General features: G+C 65.6%; 16 protein-coding genes. 7 read left to right on the top strand and 9 right to left on the bottom strand.

The window, feature by feature from the left end; translation table 11 throughout:
• Positions 1 to 241: 241 nt before the first annotated feature.
• Together ACWAT4_RS37835 and ACWAT4_RS37840 are read left to right on the top strand one after the other, a co-directional pair.
• Positions 242 to 1159 (top strand): sulfite exporter TauE/SafE family protein, encoded by a 918-nt coding sequence (locus ACWAT4_RS37835; protein ID WP_212302772.1) that lies wholly within the window; start codon positions 242 to 244, stop codon positions 1157 to 1159.
• The gene (locus ACWAT4_RS37840; RefSeq protein ID WP_212302773.1) at positions 1156 to 1926 is read left to right on the top strand and encodes a TIGR02186 family protein; all 771 of its coding nucleotides are present in this window, start codon (positions 1156 to 1158) and stop codon (positions 1924 to 1926) included. The genes ACWAT4_RS37835 and ACWAT4_RS37840 overlap by 4 nt, the downstream gene beginning before the upstream one ends.
• Positions 1927 to 2065: 139 nt before the next feature.
• On the opposite strand, the gene ACWAT4_RS37845 is transcribed toward ACWAT4_RS37840, so the two are convergent.
• Positions 2066 to 2839, bottom strand: a complete 774-nt coding sequence (locus tag ACWAT4_RS37845) for an MBL fold metallo-hydrolase (protein WP_449729446.1) — start codon at positions 2837 to 2839, stop codon at positions 2066 to 2068.
• Positions 2840 to 2853: 14 nt separating this feature from the next.
• On the bottom strand, positions 2854 to 3762 hold the full coding sequence (locus ACWAT4_RS37850; protein WP_449729447.1) for a DMT family transporter: 909 nt from the start codon (positions 3760 to 3762) through the stop codon (positions 2854 to 2856).
• Positions 3763 to 3860: 98 nt separating this feature from the next.
• Here ACWAT4_RS37850 and ACWAT4_RS37855 point away from each other — a divergent pair, with 98 nt between their 5' ends.
• On the top strand, positions 3861 to 4721 hold the full coding sequence (locus ACWAT4_RS37855; protein WP_212302779.1) for a LysR family transcriptional regulator: 861 nt from the start codon (positions 3861 to 3863) through the stop codon (positions 4719 to 4721).
• A 69-nt stretch (positions 4722 to 4790) separates the two neighbouring features.
• On the opposite strand, the gene pdeM is transcribed toward ACWAT4_RS37855, so the two are convergent.
• The 4 genes from pdeM to ACWAT4_RS37875 form a co-directional block, all read right to left on the bottom strand.
• Positions 4791 to 5462 (bottom strand): ligase-associated DNA damage response endonuclease PdeM, encoded by a 672-nt coding sequence (gene pdeM / locus ACWAT4_RS37860; protein WP_212302780.1) that lies wholly within the window; start codon positions 5460 to 5462, stop codon positions 4791 to 4793.
• Positions 5463 to 5515: 53 nt separating this feature from the next.
• On the bottom strand, positions 5516 to 8080 hold the full coding sequence (locus ACWAT4_RS37865; protein WP_449729448.1) for a ligase-associated DNA damage response DEXH box helicase: 2565 nt from the start codon (positions 8078 to 8080) through the stop codon (positions 5516 to 5518).
• Positions 8081 to 8170: 90 nt separating this feature from the next.
• Positions 8171 to 9400, bottom strand: a complete 1230-nt coding sequence (locus ACWAT4_RS37870; protein WP_449729449.1) for an ABC transporter substrate-binding protein — start codon at positions 9398 to 9400, stop codon at positions 8171 to 8173.
• Between the two features lie 117 nt (positions 9401 to 9517).
• Positions 9518 to 10444, bottom strand: a complete 927-nt coding sequence (locus tag ACWAT4_RS37875; protein WP_449729450.1) for a class I SAM-dependent DNA methyltransferase — start codon at positions 10442 to 10444, stop codon at positions 9518 to 9520.
• 64 nt (positions 10445 to 10508) lie between these two features.
• On the opposite strand from ACWAT4_RS37875, the gene ACWAT4_RS37880 reads away from it, so the two are divergent.
• The 4 genes from ACWAT4_RS37880 to ACWAT4_RS37895 all read left to right on the top strand — a co-directional run bounded on the left by ACWAT4_RS37880 (position 10509) and on the right by ACWAT4_RS37895 (position 15232).
• Positions 10509 to 11546 (top strand): ligase-associated DNA damage response exonuclease, encoded by a 1038-nt coding sequence (locus ACWAT4_RS37880; protein WP_212426000.1) that lies wholly within the window; start codon positions 10509 to 10511, stop codon positions 11544 to 11546.
• The gene (locus tag ACWAT4_RS37885) at positions 11543 to 13204 is read left to right on the top strand and encodes an ATP-dependent DNA ligase (RefSeq protein WP_449729451.1); all 1662 of its coding nucleotides are present in this window, start codon (positions 11543 to 11545) and stop codon (positions 13202 to 13204) included. Before ACWAT4_RS37880 ends, ACWAT4_RS37885 begins: the two co-directional genes overlap by 4 nt.
• 255 nt (positions 13205 to 13459) lie before the next feature.
• Positions 13460 to 13765: a DUF6460 domain-containing protein gene (locus ACWAT4_RS37890; protein ID WP_212302787.1), complete on the top strand. Its 306-nt coding sequence runs from the start codon at positions 13460 to 13462 to the stop codon at positions 13763 to 13765.
• 87 nt (positions 13766 to 13852) lie between these two features.
• Positions 13853 to 15232 (top strand): MATE family efflux transporter, encoded by a 1380-nt coding sequence (locus ACWAT4_RS37895; protein ID WP_212302789.1) that lies wholly within the window; start codon positions 13853 to 13855, stop codon positions 15230 to 15232.
• Between the two features lie 77 nt (positions 15233 to 15309).
• Here ACWAT4_RS37895 and ACWAT4_RS37900 read toward each other — a convergent pair whose 3' ends face one another.
• The 3 genes from ACWAT4_RS37900 to ACWAT4_RS37910 form a co-directional block, all read right to left on the bottom strand.
• Positions 15310 to 16413, bottom strand: coding sequence for an ISAs1 family transposase (locus ACWAT4_RS37900; protein WP_212428606.1), 1104 nt, complete (start codon positions 16411 to 16413; stop codon positions 15310 to 15312).
• Positions 16414 to 16530: 117 nt separating this feature from the next.
• Entirely contained in the window at positions 16531 to 17628 is a 1098-nt protein-coding gene (locus tag ACWAT4_RS37905) for a quinone-dependent dihydroorotate dehydrogenase (protein ID WP_212302790.1), read from the bottom strand.
• Positions 17625 to 17969, bottom strand: coding sequence for a DUF952 domain-containing protein (locus ACWAT4_RS37910; RefSeq protein WP_212302901.1), 345 nt, complete (start codon positions 17967 to 17969; stop codon positions 17625 to 17627). Before ACWAT4_RS37910 ends, ACWAT4_RS37905 begins: the two co-directional genes overlap by 4 nt.
• Between the last annotated feature and the right edge of the window lie 305 nt (positions 17970 to 18274).

The following is an 18274-nucleotide window of genomic DNA, read 5'->3' on the forward strand; positions in this document are numbered from 1 at the left end:
TCCTCTAGGGGACTGTCCCGTTGCGGAGACACCCTCTCCCCACCCCTCCCCCGCAAGCGGCGGAGGGAGCGCACCTCCGTCGTCGCAACGATCGAGCCTCGCTCAGGCTCTCCTCTCCCCCATTCACCACGCACAAATTTCCGGGTCCCGTCCCGCAGCAAATTCCGCTATTGAGGGGCGCGGCATGCCCTTCCTGCGAGCGCTCCGCGAAATCGATCCGTCTCGCCGGAGCGTGGGTCCGATGCAGCTCTACCTTCCGATCGCCGATCTTCCGGTCAACGTGTTCCTGGTTTTGGCGATGGGCGCGGCCGTCGGCTTCGTCTCCGGCATGTTCGGGATCGGCGGCGGCTTCCTGATGACGCCGCTCTTGATCTTCATCGGCATCACGCCGGCGGTCGCAGTCGCCTCGGTTGCGAGCCACATCGCGGCCTCGTCGTTTTCCGGGGCGCTGACCTATTGGCGGCGGCGCGCGATCGATCCGGCACTGGCCAGCGTCTTGTTGTGCGGCGGCGTCACCGGCACCGCGCTGGGCGTGTGGACGTTCACGCAGCTGCGCGCGCTCGGCCAGCTCGATCTGATGATCGCGCTCTCTTACGTGGTGCTGCTCACCACGGTCGGCAGCCTGATGTTCTCCGAAGGCCTGCGCGCCCTGATGCGGACCCGGCGCGGCGCCGTGCCGCCTCGGCGCACGCATAACTGGATCCACGGCCTGCCGCTGAAGATGCGGTTCAAGCGATCGAAGATCTATCTGTCGGTCATCCCGGTGGTCGTCATCGGCATCGTGATCGGCTTCATCGGCGCGATCATGGGCATCGGCGGCGGCTTCATCCTGGTGCCGGTCATGATCTATCTGTTGCGGGTGCCGACCTCGACGGTGATCGGGACCTCGATGGTGCTGACGCTGGTCACCATGCTGTTCGCGACCATGCTGCATGCGGTGACCAATCATCTCGTCGACGCCGTGCTGGCGCTGATTTTGATGGTCGGTGGCGTCACCGGCGCGCAGTTCGGCGCCCGCGCCGGCCAGAAGATCCGCGGCGAGCAGTTGCGGTTGCTGCTGGGCCTGTTGATCCTCTCGGTCGGCGTCCGCTTCGCGGTCGAGCTGGTGATCCGCCCCGAGGACCTCTTCACCATCCGCGAATTGGGGGTGAGCGGATGATGCGCGCGGTTCTCGCAGGTCTGCTCATTCTGCTGCTCGGCGCGTCGGCGCAGGCCGAGCGGCTGATCGTGTCCGTTTCCAACCATCGCGTCACCGTGACGCCGAATTATTCCGGCGAGGAGCTGGTGCTGTTCGGCTCGGTCGAGAAGGATGCCACCACGCCCGCCGACCGCAGCGCCTACGACCTCGTGGTCACCGTGATGGGCCCGCGCGCCGACATGGTGACGCGGCGCAAGGAGCGCGAATTCGGCATCTGGATCAACACCGACTACCGGCAGTTCCTGCAGGTGCCGAGCTATCTGGCGCTGTTCGCCAATCGCCCGTTCGACGTCATCACCTCGCCGGAGATCGCGCGGCGGCAGCAGATCGGACTCAACAACGTGCTGCTGACCCAGCGCGTCGGCGGCGATTACGCCGACGTGGTGCCGAACGACGCGTTCCGCTCCGCCTTCATCCGCCTGCGCACCCAGCGCGGCCTGTATCGCGAGGATGCGAGCGCGGTGACCTTTTTGACGCCGACGCTGTTCCGCACCGGCATCCCGCTGCCGGCGGAGGTGCCGATCGGCACCTATGAGGTCGAGATCAAGCTGTTCGCGAACGGCGCCCTCGTCGGCAAGACCGAGACCGCGTTCGAGATCGTCAAGGTCGGGTTCGAGCAGTTCGTGGCAACGACCGCGCGGCAGAACGGGCTGGTCTATGGCCTCGTCACGGCGGCCATGGCGCTGATGACGGGGTGGATGGCGTCGATTGTGTTCAAGAAGGATTGAGCTAGCAGCGGGAGCTGCTCACTCGCCGTCGTGCCCGGGCTTGTCCCGGGCATCCACGTTCTTGGTGCGGCGACGAAGTCGTGGATGGCCGGGTCAAGCCCGGCCACGACGAGGAGAGATGGTGCGCCGCCGCTTAACCTCACGGCGCCTCGATCACCGTCGGCACGCCCGGCTCCAGCAGCCGCAGCCGCGGTCCGAAACCGAGCACGTCGAACGTCTTGCGCAGATCCTCGCTGTTCTGGCGGAAATGCGCCCAGCCTTCGGTGTGCACGGGCACGATCATCGCATCGGGGAAGGCGCGCGCGGTCTCGATGGTGTCGTTGGTGTCCATGGTGAGATGGAAAGGCCCGCGTGTCTGCGCGGCCCCCGCGAAGGGCAGCACCACGCCGCATTTGAAGCGGCGCGCGACCTCGGCGACACCGTCGAACCAGGTGGTGTCGCCGCTGATATAGACTGCGCTTGTGTCCTTGCGGCTCGACTGCACCACGAAGCCGATGACGTCACCCGACAGCGGCTCGATGCCGGCCGGGCCGTGACGCGCCGGCGTCGCGGTGATGGTCAGCGTGTTGCCGTCGTCGTCCTTCAGGTGCGCGGCTGCCCAGGGCGCGAGGCCCTCGACATGGCCGCCGAGACGTTTGGCGCCGGCCTCCGTCGTCAACGCCCGCGGCGCCTTGAGCAGATAGTCGCGGCCGGATTTGTCGAGATTGTCGGAGTGCTGGTCGTGGCTGAGCAGCACGGCATCGATCGGGCCGATCGCATCGGCCTTCACGGCGGGACCGCTGGTCTTCTCCAGCTTCACATGCGGAAGCTGGTAGGCACCGGGCGCATCGAAGGTGGGATCGGTGAGCAGGCGAAAGCCGTCGATCTCGATCAGCGCGGTGGGGCCGCCGATCAGGGTGATGGACACAGGCATGAGGGGAACTCCTCTTACACGATGGGCTTGGCGGGGCGTGTCACCAGGTAAATGCCGAGCGCCACCGGAATGATCCCGAGCAGGTCACGCGCCTCGACATGTTCGCCGAGCACGAGATACGCGAACAGCATGCCGAGTGGCGGCATCAGGAAATGGTAGGCGCTGGCCGCGGTCGCGCCACACACTTTGAGGAGATGAAACCAGAGCCAGTAGGCGAGGATCGAGCCGCCCAGCACGAGGAACGCAAAGGCGCCGATCAGGCTTGGTGTAAGGTCGATCGCGTGCACGTCGGCGAAGGTCAGCGCAACCGGCGTCAGCACGATGCCGGCGGCGAGATTCTGCACGCCGTTGCCGATCCACAACGATCCCTTCGGCGCCAGCAGCTTGAACAGGATGGTGCCGGCGACGATGGAGGCGAGCGAGGCCAGCGTGAAGATGATGCCGTGCAGGCTGTCGGTGCCGACCGTGAGGCGATGCCAGACGATCAGCGTGACGCCGATGATGCCGAGCAGCAGGCCGCTGGCCTTGCGCCAGGTCATGCCCTCGCCGAGCAGCAGCGCCGCGAGCGCGGCCGTGAACACCGGATTGGCCGAGACGATCAGCCCGCCGAGGCCGGCGGAGACCGATTGCAGGCCGGTGTAGCCGAGCCCGAGATAGAGCGCGTTGTTGGCAATGCCGAGCACGGCGAAGATCAAGGCGTCGCGCCAAGACAACGACCAGTCGCCGCGGATAGCCGTGGCGCCGAGGATGAGAATGCCGGCGAGCGAGAAGCGCGCGGCGAGCAGGATCAGCGGCGGACAATGGGTGACGCCGATCTTGCCGGCGACGAAGGCATAGCTCCAGAGCAGGCAGAACACGCCGATGGCGAGCGGCAACGTGTTGAAGCGGCTGCGGGGGACCGAAATCGAGGAAGCGAGGGACATGGGGGCATTCTCCTGAACCCTCGATCTAGGGAGCCGGCTTGCTATTTGGAAATTAAATGATTAACTCGCAATCAGTGGATTTTCGAATGGAGGCCCCGATGCTCGACCTGGAGCTTTTGCGCAGCTTCGTCTCGGTGGTCGAGGCCGGCGGCTTCACCCGCGCGAGCGAGCGCGTCCATCGCACGCAATCGACCGTCAGCCAGCAGATCAAGCGGCTGGAGGAGGATGTCGGCCAGGTGCTGCTGCACCGTGACGGCAAGGACGTGCGCCCGACCGAGGCCGGCGAGCGGCTGCTGTCCTATGCGCGGCGGCTGCTGACACTTGCGGAAGAGGCGCGCGACGTGCTGCGCGACGAAGGCGAGGGCGCGATCCGGCTCGGCATCCCCGAGGATTTTGCCGCCTATCGGCTGGCAAAGCTGCTCGGCGCGTTCTCACGCTCGCATCCGAACCTGCGGCTCGATGTCCGCGCCGACCAGAGCAAGAACCTCAGTCGCGACCTCGAACGCGGCGAACTCGACCTTGCACTGTTCAAGCGCGAGGCCGGCGCCAAGGGGGCGATTGCGGTGTGGCCGGAGGAGGTGCACTGGGTCACCAGCAAGAGCCACCCGGTCGACGTCAACGCCTCGTCGGTGCCGCTGATCGGCTTTCCGCTCGGCTGCCTCTACCGCGCCGGCGCGATCCATGCGCTGGAAAGCGCCGGCCGCGCCTGGCACATGTCGTATTCGTCATCGAGCCTCGCCGGCATCCAGGCCGCGGTCGCCGCCGGCATGGGCCTGAGCATTCTGTCGGAGATGTCGATCCAGGCGGACCATCGCGTGCTGACGGCCAAGGACGGCTTTGCGCCGATCAACCGCACCGAAGTGGCGCTGATGGCGGCGCCGAATGCCAGCTCCGCAACGCTGCGGCTGGCGGACCGGCTCGCGGAATTTTGCGAGGACGTGCAGGCGAAGGCGGCATGACGGGCTTGCCGCCTCTCCCGCCTGCGGGAGAGGGAGAGCAGTCGTGCGAGTAGCCGCGTAGCCCGGCCTTCAATAACACCGCGACGCTGCGATCGCGTGCACGCGGCGATCGCCGAGCAGATGCGCGACAAAGCTGGTCTTCGGAAAGATCTTGGCAAACGCCGCATCGCGGATGCTGAGGCCGCCGGCATAGGCGCCGAAGGCGGGCATCACGGCGCGCATGCCATCGCTGGCGAAACAGCGCCGCTCCATCGAACGGCCGCGCGCGGAGACGCGGGCCTTGGGATGGAGATGGCCGGCGATCTCGCCATGCGCGCCGGTCGGCTCGTGGCGGAAGGTGATTTGGCCGATCGCGATTTCGTCGGCGACGGTGCCGCCGAGATCACGCGGCAGCATCGGATCGTGATTGCCCGAGATCCAGATCCAGTCGCGGCCGGTCTGCAGTGCGGCGACGGTATCGCGGTCATCGGCCGAGAGGCGCTCATGCGCGGCGCGATCGTGAAAACTGTCGCCGAGCGCGATGACTATTTTGGGATTATGGCGGGAGATGACAGCAGCGAGCCGGCCGAGCGTTGCCAGCGTGTCGTAGGGCGGCAGCAGCACGCCGCGCGTGGCGAAGCTGGAACCTTTTTCGAGATGCAGGTCGGAGACCACGAGCAGGCGCTGCTCTTCCCAGACCAGCGCGCCGGAGAGATCGGCCGCAAAAGTCACATCGCTGATGCTGACCCTGGAAACGCGCATGTCCTCGACATCCTCTGAAACCAGCGCGCCCAACGTCACGTCAAAACCTGCTTCTATCCCATCGCCTCTTTGACCAGCTCGTCGGCGGCCTCCGCCAGCAGCTCGTCGCCAGCTTCGCCATAAACTGACTCGCGGCCGATTTCCAGCATGACGGGGACGGCGAGCGGGGAGACATGGTCGAGTTCCCGATGGGTGATGCGGCGCTGGATGCGTATCAGCATGTCACTGAGCCGGCGCAGATCGAGCAGGCCGGTGGCAGCATCCGCACGCGCGGCGCGCAGCAAGACGTGATCGGCCTGGTGTTTGCGCAGCACGTCGTAGACGAGGTCGGTCGAGAACAGCACCTGGCGGCGGCTCTTCTCTTCGCCGGTGTGGCGGCGCGCGATCAGGCCGGAGATGATCGCGCAATTGCGGAAGGTGCGCTTCATCAATGCGGACTCGGCAAGCCAGGCTTCGAGATCGTCGCCGAGCATATCGGGATCGAACAGCGCGTTGAGATCGATCCGACCATCACGGATCATGAAGGAGAGATCTCCGAGCGCCCAGATCGCCACTGCATATTCATTGGCGACGAAACCGAGTGGCCGGGCGCGGGCGCGCTCCAGCCGGCGCGTCAGCAGCATGCCGAGGGTCTGATGCGCGAGGCGGCCTTCGAAGGGATAGCAGACGATATAATGCTTGTTGGCGCGCGGAAAGCTCTCGACCAGGAGCTCGCGCACCGCGGGCACGCGCGAGACGTCTTTTTGCAGCGACAGCCAGTCGCGCACCTGCTCCGGCAGGCCCTTCCACGCGCTGAAATCATCGAGCAGCCGGCGCACGCGCTCGGCGAGATAGGTCGAGAGCGGAAACTTGCCGCCCATATAGGACGGCACCTTCGGGTCCTTGTCATGCGCGCGCGAGACATAGACCTGGTCCTCGACCAGGGTTTCGTAGCGCACCACCTCGCCGCTGAACACGAAGGTGTCGCCGGGCGAGAGGCCCTCGATGAAGGCCTCCTCGATCTCGCCGAGCAGCCTGCCGCCGCGCGCGATCACGCCGGTCGATCCGGCTCCGCCGCCGCGCGAGCGCACCAGCCGCACCTTCAGCATGTCGTCCTCGACGATTGTGCCGACGTTCATTCGGTAGCTCTGCCGCACTTTCGGGTTCGCGACACGCCAGCGTCCCTCTTTGTCCTGCTTGATGCGGGCGAAGCGCTCATAGGTTTTCAAGGCGTAGCCGCCGGAGGCGACGAAATCGACGACGTCGTCGAAATCCTGCCGCGACAGGTTCGCGTAAGGGGCGGCGGTGCGGACCTCGGCATAGAGTTCATCGGAGAGAAACGGCTCGCCGCAGGCGCAGCCGAGCACGTGCTGGGCCAGCACGTCGAGCGCGCCGGTCCGGAGCGGCGGCGTGTCCTGCGCATTCTCGGCGATGGCGTCGATGGCGACGCGGCATTCCAGCACCTCGAAGCGGTTGGCCGGCACCAGCACCGCACGCGAGGCTTCATCGAGGCGGTGGTTGGCACGGCCGATGCGCTGCATCAGGCGCGACGAACCCTTGGGTGCGCCGATATTGACGACGAGATCGACGTCACCCCAGTCGACGCCGAGATCGAGCGAGGAGGTGCAGACCACGCCGCGCAATCTGCCGGCCGACATGGCGTCCTCGACCTTGCGGCGCTGTGCGACATCGAGCGAGCCGTGATGCAGGGCGATCGCAAGGTTGTCGTCGTTCATGCTCCAGAGATTCTGGAACAGCATCTCGGCTTGGCTGCGGGTGTTGACGAACACCAGCGTGGTCTTGTTGGCCTTGATCAGCTCGTAGATCTCGGGGAGCGCATGGCGCGCGCTGTGGCCGGCCCAAGGCAATCGCTCGCGCGTATCGAGCATCTCGACTTCCGGCGGCGCTGCGCCGCCGGCGATGACGATGTCGGCAGCTAGCTCCTTGCCCTCCGGCTGCGGCACCAGGAAACGCGCGAGCTGATCGGGCTCGGCCACGGTCGCCGACAAGCCGATCGTGCGCATCTGCGGCGCCAGCCGCCACAGCCGCGCCAGCCCCAGCGAGAGCAGGTCGCCGCGCTTCGACGTCACCAGCGCGTGCAGCTCGTCGAGCACGACGCGCTTCAAGGAGGAGAACAGGAACGGCGCGTCGTCGGAGGAAAGCAGCAGCGCAAGCTGCTCCGGCGTCGTCAGCAGAATGTCGGGCGGATAGCGCCGCTGGCGCTGGCGCCGCGACACCGGCGTGTCGCCGGTTCGGGTCTCGACCTTGATCGGCAGGCCCATCTCGGCGATCGGACGCTCAAGGTTGCGCGCGATGTCGACGGCGAGCGCCTTCAGTGGCGAGATGTAGAGCGTGTGCAGCCCGGCGCTGCGCTGCACGGAACGGCCGGTGGAGACGACAGACTTAGCGGGAGAGGCCGGCGCGGCACTCAGCTCCACCAGCGTCGGCAAAAAGCCCGCCAGCGTCTTGCCGGCGCCGGTCGGCGCGATCAGCAGGGCTGAGCGGTCCTCGCGCGCCTTCTCCAGCAGCGCCAGCTGATGCTCGCGCGGCGACCAGCCGCGAGCCGAAAACCATTGCTGGAAGCGGTCGGGCAGACGTGCGGCCGGCTCGGCCGATATTTTGAGGATACGGGGCGGCACGACTTCACAGGTAAGCCGTGCCGGCGGGTTCGTCGAGGGGGCGAAGGTCTCGGAGGGTGGGCAAGCCGTGCCCACCCTTGCGGAGCCGGCCTATTCAACCACAGGCTTATCCGAGACGTCCCAGTCCTTGCCGTTGAAGGCCTGGATGAACAGCGTCTTCATCGGCGTGTAGTCATCAGGGGTGTAGCTGTAACTGACGCCATCGAGGAAGAACGGCGAGTGGAAGCCGTTGAGGGTCGAGGCCTGCTTCAGCACGTTCGCGCGGGTCAGGTCATCGCCGCAGCGGCGTAGAATCTCGCCCATGGTGACCGCCTGGCCGTAGCCGGCATAGGCAATCGTGTTATCGGGCGCGACGTTCGGCAAATAGTTCTTGCGCAGCTCCTCAAATGCCGTCGGGCCTGGATCCTTCTCCCAACGGCCAGGCCCTGCATCCTTCGAATAGCTGATTGCGACGATGTCCTTGGCATTTTCAAAGCCCGCGGCGCCGAGGATGGATTTGCCGGTCGAACCGGCCGACAACAACTGCAGCGGCTTCCAGCCGAGCTCGGCCGCTTTCCGGATTGACTGCGACGATGCCTTGCCGGTGGAGATGTTGTAGAAGACATCCGCGCCCGATTTCGAGAGGTTGATCAGCTGGGAATCGATCGTGGGATCGGTGAGATCGTAGGTCTGCTCCATGATCACCTGCGCGGTGCCGCCGGCATCAGCTAACACTTTCTTGAACGGCCCCAGGAAGTCGCGGCCGAAATCGTCGTTCTGGTAGAGAATGCCGATCTTGGCGTTCGGCTTCACGCTCACGACGTGGCGTGCCAGGATGCGCGCCTCGGTCGGATAGAGCGGCAGGCCCGCCATCGTCCACTTGAACTCTTTCGGGTTATTCCATTTCGACGCGCCGGTGTTGAGGAGGAGCTGCGGCACGCCCTTGGCGTTCAGATATTTGTGCACGGCCGTCTGCGGCGCGGTGCCGAGCGAGCCGTAGAGCGCGAGCACTTCTTCCTGCTCGACGAGGCGCCGCGTCGCCTCGACGCATTTCGGCGCGCTGTAGGCGTCGTCCATGGTGAGAAACTTGATCTTGCGCCCGTTGATGCCGCCCTTCTCGTTCAGCATCTGGAAATAGGCTTCGCCAATGCGCCCGAGCACGCCGTAGAGCGAGCCGGGACCGGAATGCGGCACGGTCTGTCCGATCTTGATCTCGGTGTCGCTGGCGCCGGAATCGTATTTCTTCTCCGCCGCCCAGACATACGGCGCGGGCAGAACGGATGCAGCAAGGGTGGCGAGCGCGCCGGCGCTGATGTCGCGCCGCGATGGATTCTTTGTCATTGTTGTTTCTCTCCCTGGTGCGCGCATTGTGCTGGGAACGCAGCACCGCTCGCAAGTGGGAAGTCGCAGCTTCGCGACGCAATGACGCTCAAATTGCAGAGTGCTTAGCGCCTAGACTCAAGTTTTCTCCGCAACGACGACGAGACCGCGCACCGGCTCGTTGTTCTCGATACGCGGCGATGCCGGCTCGAGCGTCAGCAGCTTGAGTCCGGCCTTGGCAAGCGCGCCGCGGACATATTCCGCCGAGTGGGCATAGCGCAGGCCTTCGCCGAGCACGATGCCATCGCCGTCATGCGTCTCCAGCGTGAAGGCGAGCACGCCGCCGGATACGAGCACGCGTTTGGCTTCACTGAGCACCGGCGCGAGATCGGAGAGATAGACGAACGCATCCGCGGCGACGACGAGGTTCGCGCTGGCGTCAGCCTTGGTGCGCAGACCCTCGATCATGTCGGCGACTTCGAGCTCGGCATAAAGCTCGGTGGCGCGCGCCTCCCTGATCATGCCGGGCGACAGATCGATGCCGATGAAATGATCGACCTGCTTGGCAAAGGCGGCCGCCGCAAGCCCGGTGCCGCAGCCGAGATCGATGGTGCGCTTGAAAAATGCCGGCTTCTTCGCCGCGACGCGCGCGGCCAGCACCGCCTTGAAGATCAGCGCGGGGGCGCGATAGCCGAGATCGTTGATCAGCGCATGCTCGAAGCGTGGCGCGTATTGGTCGAACAGCGCCTGCACATAAGCCTTCGGCATCTCCGCCATCTCAGTGTCGCCGAGGCGCATCAGATGCAGCCCTGCGCCGTGCTGATCCCCGGGATCGGACTCGCGCGCCTTGCGGAAGGCCGCGATGGCCTTGTCGCGCTCGCCGAGCTGCTGGCGGATTTCGCCGAGCGTGAACCAGGCCGAGGTGAAGTCTGGCGCGAGCTCGATTGCCTGCTCGATCAGATCGGCGGCGGCGGGCAGGTCGCCCTTGAGCTGGAGGTCGCGCGCGAACTCGAAACGGCGGTCGGCCATGAGATCGCCGGAGGTCAGAAACAGGCGGAGCGGCATTGGGAACCAGGGAGCAAAGCGGATGGTGACTCGAAGATGCGGTGATGCGACCTATATATCAGGCATGCGCCCGCAAGACATCCTGCTGCCAACTGCTGACGGCCTGTGCTGCAAGCTCGGCGGCTTCCATATCGACCCCGTCCGCCCGGTCGAGCGGGCCGTGATCACCCACGGCCATTCCGACCATGCCCGCGCCGGCCATGGCGCGGTGCTGGCGACGCAGGAAACCCTGGACATGATGCGGCTGCGCTACGGTGAGAATTTTGCCGGATCGACGCAAGTCATCAGCTATGGCGAGGAGATCCGGCTCGGCGACGTCAAGGTCAAATTTCATCCGGCCGGCCATGTGCTGGGCTCGGCGCAGATCGCGGTGACCGCCAAGGACACCTGTATCGTCGCCTCCGGCGATTACAAGGACGCGCCCGACCCCACCTGCGTCCCGTTCGAACTGGTGCCCTGCGATGTCTTCATCACCGAGGCGACGTTTGGCCTGCCGGTGTTCCGGCACGGCGATGCCGCGGACGAAGTGAAGAAGCTCTTGGCCTCGGTCGCGCTGTTTCCGGAGCGCGCGCATCTCGTCGGCGCCTATTCCCTCGGCAAGGCGCAGCGCGTAATCGCGCTGTTGCGGCAGGCCGGCTATGACGCGCCGATCTACCTGCACGGCGCGATGGAGACGATCACGCATTACTATCAGAGTCGCGGCATCGATCTCGGCGAGCTCCGGCCGGCGATGGGCGTGAAGAAGGCGGGGCTCGCCGGCACCATCACGCTCGCACCGCCCTCGGCCACCTCCGACCTGTGGACGCGCCGCTTCCCTGATCCCGTCACGGCGTTCGCATCCGGATGGATGCGCGTGCGCGCCCGTGCCCGGCAGCGCGGCATCGAACTTCCGCTGGTGATTTCCGATCATGCCGATTGGGACGGCCTCACTGCAACGATTGCCGCAACCGGCGCCGGCGAGATCTGGGTCACCCACGGCCAGGAAGACGCGCTGGTGCATTGGTGCAAGAGCCGGGGCTTGCGGGCGCAGCCACTCGATCTCGTCGGCTATGGCGAGGAAGAGGAAAGCGGGCCGCCGGTTCAGCGTGAGGCCGAAGCATGAACCGCTTCGCCGAGCTCCTCGACCGCCTCGCCTACGAGCCCGGCCGCAACAACAAGCTGCGCCTGCTCACCGGCTATTTCCGCGCGGTCGGCGATCCCGACCGCGGCTACGCGCTGGCCGCGCTCACCGGCGCGTTGAGCTTCAAGCATGCCAAGCCGGCGCTGATCCGCGATTTGATCGCGTCGCGTACCGATGAAGTGCTGTTCGGGTTGAGCTACGATTACGTCGGCGATCTCTCGGAGACGGTTGCGCTGATGTGGCCGAAGGCGGCACTGGCCACCCACAACAACCCGCCGCCACCGACGCTGACCGAAGTCGTCACCACGCTCCGCACGCTCGGCAAGACGGAGCTGCCAAAGCAGCTCGAGCGCTGGCTCGACGAGCTCGATGAGACCGGACGCTGGGCGCTGCTGAAGCTCGTCACCGGCGCGCTGCGCATCGGCATCTCCGCGCGGCTGGCGAAGACCGCGGCCGCCGCGCTTGGCGACAAGGACCCGCACGAGGTCGAGCTGATCTGGCCGGGCCTCAGCGCGCCTTATCTCGACCTGTTCGCCTGGCTCGAAGGCCGTGCCGACAAGCCGGTCAATCGCGATCCCGCACCGTTCCGCCCGGTGATGCTGGCGCATGCGATCGAGGACAGCGATTTCGCGAGCCTCGATCCGGCGGACTACATCGCCGAATGGAAATGGGACGGCATCCGCGTGCAGGCGGTCGCCGGCCGCGATGACCATGGGCAGATCACTGCGCGACTCTATTCGCGCACCGGTGAGGACATCACGGGAAGCTTTCCGGATCTCGTGCCGTCGCTGCGACTGCCGGGCGCCATCGACGGCGAGCTGCTGATCCTGCGCGAGGGCCGCGTGCAGAGCTTCAACGTCCTGCAACAGCGGCTCAACCGCAAGATCGTTTCACCAAAGCTGATCAAGGAGTTTCCGATCCACTTACGCGCCTACGATCTGCTCGGCGACGACGAAAACGATCTGCGCGAGCTGCCGTTCGCGGAGCGGCGCGAGCGGCTGGAGACATTCATCAGGAAACTCGACGACCCCCGCATCGATCTCTCGCCCACCGTCCCCTTCGCAAGCTGGGACGCGCTCACCGCCGCACGCGCCGATCCCACCAGCGCCGACGCGGGTGAGGATGCCGACGCTGTCGAGGGCGTGATGCTGAAGCGGCGCGATGCGCCCTATCTGCCGGGACGACCAAAAGGCCAATGGTGGAAGTGGAAGCGCGATCCGCACATCATCGACGCCGTGCTGATGTATGCGCAGCGCGGCCACGGCAAGCGCTCGTCCTATTATTCCGATTACACCTTTGGTGTCTGGACCGAGACCGAGAACGGCGAGGAGCTGGTGCCGGTCGGAAAAGCGTATTTCGGCTTCACCGACGAGGAGCTGCTGCAAATCGATCGCTTCGTCCGCCGCAACACCACGGAAAAGTTCGGCCCCGTCCGCCATGTCGTGCACGAGGGCGACAAGGGGCTGGTGCTGGAGGTCGCATTCGAGGGCCTGCAGCGCTCGCCGCGCCACAAATCCGGCGTCGCCATGCGCTTTCCCCGCATCAGCCGCCTGCGCTGGGACAAGCCGCCGCGGGAAGCGGACAGGCTGGAAACGCTGGAAAAGATGCTGAAAGTTGAGGCCGCGGAGATTGAGGCGTAATCAGGTGCGCTCCCTCTCCCGCTTGCGGGAGAGGGTTAGGGAGAGGGTGCCTCCGCGCCGGGATACTCCCCCAGAGGAGAAAGCCCTCACCCGCGCCTTTGGCGCGACCTCTCCCGCAAGCGGGAGAGGTTGGGGAGTCTGTGGCGCGCATATGCCCGGATTAAAATGCGGTAAGCTGATTGACGGTCGGGTCGGGGTTCCCCATGTCCCCCGCCGTGACCTATAATCGGGGCGAATCCCCGCGAGGAGTTTGAGATGGCCCAAGACGTCAGAGATTTGCCGGCCGGCCACAGCGATGGCCTGCACCGCTTTCTCGGCGGCTCGCCAGTGGCGGTCGCGTTTCGCCTGGTGCTGCTCTCCATCCTGGTCGGCGTCGTGCTGGCCGCAATCGGCTTCGATCCCTGGAACATCATCAACAGCATTCGCCTGCTGTTCCAGCGCCTGTGGGATCTCGGCTTCGATACCGTGAACTGGCTGTGGCGCTACTTCCTGCTCGGCGCAGTCATCGTGATCCCGATCTGGCTGTTGTCGCGCGTGTTCGGTTCGCCGCGCGGCCGGTAAGGCTTTTGGAAGTACGCGGCCGGCGCAAGCACGCTATGCCGGCCGCGATGGTGCGTTCGGTTCGGCGGTCGGATACACGAACCTGACATGAACGCACCGCTTCCTCCAAGGGTGGGCTCCCGCCAGGTCTTCGCCATCGCCGGTCCCGCGATGGTCGCGAACCTCACCACACCGCTGATCGGCGTGGTCTCGACCACCGCGATCGGCCGGCTCGACGATGCCGCCCTGCTCGGCGGCGTCGCGATGGCCTCCGTGATCTTCGACTGCCTGTTCTGGCTGTTCGGCTTCCTGCGCATGAGCACGCTCGCGTTCACGGCGCAGGCGCTCGGCGCCGGCGAGACCCGCGAGCAGACCGTGATCCTGGTGCGCGGCTTCATCGTCGCCGGCCTGATCGGCGTCGGCCTGATCGCGCTGCAACTGCCGCTGGCCGGCACGTTGTTCGACCTGATGGGCGGCAGCGCGGGCGTGACGCGCGCCGCAAAGACCTATTTCATGATCAGGATCTGGTCGTCGCCATTCGCCTTCGCGAACTACGTCATCCTCGGTTGGCTGGTCGGGCAGGCGCGCGCCAATCCGGCGCTCGCGCTCCAGGTCGTCATCAATCTCATCAACATGGCGGCGACGATTCTGCTGGTGCTGGTCTACGACACCGGCATTGCGGGTGCGGCGATCGCCGCGCTGCTGTCGGAGGGTGTCGGCTTCGTGCTCGGCGTGATCGTCTGCCGGCGCTATGCACACGGTGGCTTTGCCGTCCCCCGCGCAACGCTGCTCGATCGCGCCAAGCTGATGCGGCTGCTGGCGGTGAATTCCGACATCATGATCCGCACCGCGGCGCTGATCACCGTGTTCCTGTTTTTCACCGCCAAGGGCGCGCGCGCCGGCGACGTGACGCTGGCGGCAAACTCCGTGCTCAACAATTTCCTGCTGGTCAGCGCCTTTTTCCTCGACGGCCTCGCCAATGCGGCCCAGCAGCTCTGCGGCCGCACCTTTGGCGCGCGCGACGCCAGGGGTTTTGCGGATTCGACCCGTCTGGTGCTGCTCTGGGGCCTCGGCTTCGCACTGGTCGTCGCGGTGCTGTTCGCGCTGTTCGGCCCGAACCTGATCGATGTCATGACCGCGAGCGAGGACGTGCGCCGCGCCGCGCGCGAATTCCTGCCGTTCATCGTGCTGGCGCCCATTCCCGGCGTGTTCGCCTTCGGCTTCGACGGCATCTATGTCGGCGCCACTTGGGCGCGCGAGATGCGCAATCTGATGCTGGCCGCGCTCGCGATCTTCTTCGCCGTCTGGCTGGCGCTGCAGTCGTTCGGCAATGCCGGGCTGTGGTGTGCGCTGATCGCGTTCTATGTCGCGCGTGGCGGATTGCAGGGTGCGCGCTATCCGGCGCTGCATCGAGCGACGTTCCCTTCTCCCTCGCCCCGCTTGCGGGGAGAGGGTCGGGGTGAGGGGGACTCTCCGCGAGGACAGTAAGAGTTGACCTCGCGGAGAGTCCCCCTCACCCGGAATTTGCTCTCGCAAATTCCGGCCTCTCCCCGCAGGCGGCAGGGCTATCGCATATGACCGAACAGGGCGAGGAGGAAGCTGTTGTCCCACCCCGCGCGCTTGATTTTGCGACGTATGGAGGTGGGGCCGGGGCAAGATTGAAGGATGTTGAGTGCGAGCCTGCGCAGGCGGGCGAGATTCTCCGGAGCATGGTCCAATCTCGCCCGGTTGCCATCCTCGTCGAAGTGGACGTCGAGCACCCAGTGCAATTGGTTCTCGATGGTCCAATGACTGCGCGTGACCTGCAGCAGCCGCTTGGCGGACATGAACTTGGAGAGCAGATAATAGCGCACGACCGGCGGATCGGCACGATTGCCCTGCAATTGCCTGCGCGAGGTGACGCGGCCGATCGCGACGACGCCCGGGAAGTCGTGGACGGCAGCCAAGCTGGTGTTGCGCATGATGGTTGCCCGGCGTGCTTCGCGCCGATCGTGGGTGGACGGCTCGACCTTCTTGGTTGTGCTGCGCTCGCCGGAGCGGGCAAACTGCGCGACCACGGTCTTGTACAGAGGTCCACGGTTGGCCTTGATCGCCAACACGTAGTCGCCACCGCGCTCGAGCACCGTCTTGGCCATCGCACGATGGCAATGCAGCGCATCGGCCGTGACGATGCTGCCTTTGAGCGACAGCAGTGCCAAGACCTCCAATGCTCCCTTGGTCTCGTTGCGGCCAGGAGCCTTCTGCTGGGCAAGGGACATGCGCGCTTCCACCGCCCAGACGTTGACCAGATGCAAAGGCTCGTAGCGCGAACCACGCTCGAAGGCGCCACGCAGCGCCTTGCCGTCGACCGCAACCACCCCGGTGAGATCGAGCCGGTTGGTCTTGGCAAACGCCGCCATGAAGCGGCGGAATGCCGCCTCGAAGGCCTCCGGGTCGAGCAAACGGAACACGCGGCTGAACGTATCGTGACTGGGAATCCCGTGCTCCAGGCGCAGAAACAGCCGCAGCAGCTCTTCCTTGGCCTGCCCAAACTCCGCCATGTCCGAACAGGTCTCTGCTCCGCAAAGCACCGCAGCCAAGGCGATGACCAATACCTCCAGCAGATCGTGTCGTGCGTTCGCTGCACGCGGGTCCGACAATCGCCGAAATGCCTTCTTGAACTTTCCCATCCGACTCCCTCCGCCTTGTGGGAGTCGTTCTCAGAATCCATCTTACAAAACAACGCAATAGGGGTCGCAAATCCATATGCGATTCCCCTGCCGCAGGCGGGGAGAGGCGAAGAACAACTACATCCCGGGCCAGTCTTCCGCGGTGAGCGTGGCCGCATCGGCGCCGACGATTTCGGAGAGCGAGTCCCGCCCCGTACGCAGCAGCGTCGAGGTGAGGTCGCGCTTGATCTCGTCGACGAGGCCGAGGCCCTTGTAGACCAGCGACGAATAGAGCTGGATCAGGCTCGCGCCGGCACGGATCTTGGTCAGGGCCGCACCGCCAGAGTCGACACCACCGACACCGATCAGTGGGAACGCACCCTCGACGCGCACATAGGTCTCCGCGACCATGCGCGTCGACAGCCGGAACAGCGGTCGGCCGGACAGGCCGCCCTGCTCCTTCGCACGCATCTCGTCGCGCAGCGTGCTCGGCCGCGCGATCGTCGTATTCGACACGATCATGCCGTCGACCCGGCGCGAGCGCGCGACCTGCACGACGTCGTCGAGCTGAGCGAGGCTCAGATCCGGAGCGATCTTCAGCAGCACCGGGGTGTCGCCGGCCTTCTGCCTGACACGCTCGCGCGCATCGATCACGCGTCCGAGCAGATCGTCGAGCAACGCGCCCTCCTGCAGATTGCGCAGGCCCGGCGTGTTGGGCGAGGAGACGTTGACGGTGAAATAGCTCGCGACCGGCGCAAAGGTCTCGATCAGCTTGACGTAATCGGCGACGCGATCAGGCGAATCCTTGTTGGCGCCGACATTGACGCCGACGATACCGCCGTTCTCGGCGCGCGCGGCAAGCCGGCGCAGCACGGCTTCCGCGCCGTCATTGTTGAAGCCCATACGGTTGATGACGGCCTCGTCCCGCTCCAGGCGAAACAGCCGCGGCCGCGGATTGCCTGCTTGCGGCTTCGGCGTCACCGAGCCGATCTCGACGAAGCCAAAGCCGAGCCGCAGCAGCGCGTCCGGCACTTCGGCGCTCTTGTCGAAGCCCGCGGCCATGCCGATCGGGTTGGGAAAGTTGAGTCCGAAGGCGCGCACCGCGAGTTTCGGATCGTCGGTGCGCGGCTTCACCGGTGGCAGGAAGCGAAGGCCCTGGATCGCGAGGCGGTGGGCGTCCTCCGGATCGAGCCAGCGCAGCACCGGCAGCGAGAAAGCATCGAAAGCGCGGATCACGGGGCAAGCTCCGGAACGTCGTGCCCGCCATCCGAGCGCATGTTGAGATTCATCACCGAGAGCACTGCGCCGAGATCGAGCTCGCCATAGAGATGCGGAAACAGCTCCTCATTGCGCGAACGCTCCCAGCGCAATTCGCTGCCGAGCACGTCACCGTCGACCTCGACCAGGAACAGCGCGCGCTGGCCGAAATAGTGCTTGCGCAGCGTCTCCGGAACCTGGGCGGCGGTCGAGAAATGGATGAATCCGTCGCGCGCATCATCTGCGCTGCCGCGGTAGACGCCTTGCCGTTCCGCCTCGCGCCAGGCCGAGGCCGGACAGATTTTGTAGATCTTGACCACCTGTTGCGGAGCCCTGTTTGCCACCGAGCTGCTCGTTGAGTCAGCTGCTTGAGTCTTTTGGGGTTTTTCATCCCGTCCGGGTCTCAAAACCCGGCGCGACCGTAAAGGCCGCCCTCCCTGAACTCAAGGCCTAGAGCCTTTTCCGTTCCGATGAAATCGGAACAGAGCTCCAGGCTCTTGTTTTGACGTGCTTTCTTGACGCGGACCGGTACCCGTTTCGCTCGAAAAGGCTTTACCGCGCGACCCCTTGCGCGAAAAACGGAAAACCGGTTGATTTGAGGACAGTTTTCCTGAGTTGCGACGGG

This window comes from Bradyrhizobium sp. T-1, from assembly GCF_053592855.1.

Bases quoted from the DNA above. Each gene is read 5' to 3' on its own strand.
- ACWAT4_RS37835 (WP_212302772.1), top strand. From the start codon at position 242: ATGCAGCTCTACCTTCCGATCGCCGATCTTCCGGTCAACGTGTTCCTG.
- ACWAT4_RS37840 (WP_212302773.1), top strand. From the start codon at position 1,156: ATGATGCGCGCGGTTCTCGCAGGTCTGCTCATTCTGCTGCTCGGCGCG.
- ACWAT4_RS37845 (WP_449729446.1), bottom strand. From the start codon at position 2,839: ATGCCTGTGTCCATCACCCTGATCGGCGGCCCCACCGCGCTGATCGAG.
- ACWAT4_RS37850 (WP_449729447.1), bottom strand. From the start codon at position 3,762: ATGTCCCTCGCTTCCTCGATTTCGGTCCCCCGCAGCCGCTTCAACACG.
- ACWAT4_RS37855 (WP_212302779.1), top strand. From the start codon at position 3,861: ATGCTCGACCTGGAGCTTTTGCGCAGCTTCGTCTCGGTGGTCGAGGCC.
- pdeM (WP_212302780.1), bottom strand. From the start codon at position 5,462: ATGCGCGTTTCCAGGGTCAGCATCAGCGATGTGACTTTTGCGGCCGAT.
- ACWAT4_RS37870 (WP_449729449.1), bottom strand. From the start codon at position 9,400: ATGACAAAGAATCCATCGCGGCGCGACATCAGCGCCGGCGCGCTCGCC.
- ACWAT4_RS37875 (WP_449729450.1), bottom strand. From the start codon at position 10,444: ATGCCGCTCCGCCTGTTTCTGACCTCCGGCGATCTCATGGCCGACCGC.
- ACWAT4_RS37880 (WP_212426000.1), top strand. From the start codon at position 10,509: ATGCGCCCGCAAGACATCCTGCTGCCAACTGCTGACGGCCTGTGCTGC.
- ACWAT4_RS37885 (WP_449729451.1), top strand. From the start codon at position 11,543: ATGAACCGCTTCGCCGAGCTCCTCGACCGCCTCGCCTACGAGCCCGGC.
- ACWAT4_RS37890 (WP_212302787.1), top strand. From the start codon at position 13,460: ATGGCCCAAGACGTCAGAGATTTGCCGGCCGGCCACAGCGATGGCCTG.
- ACWAT4_RS37895 (WP_212302789.1), top strand. From the start codon at position 13,853: ATGAACGCACCGCTTCCTCCAAGGGTGGGCTCCCGCCAGGTCTTCGCC.
- ACWAT4_RS37900 (WP_212428606.1), bottom strand. From the start codon at position 16,413: ATGGGAAAGTTCAAGAAGGCATTTCGGCGATTGTCGGACCCGCGTGCA.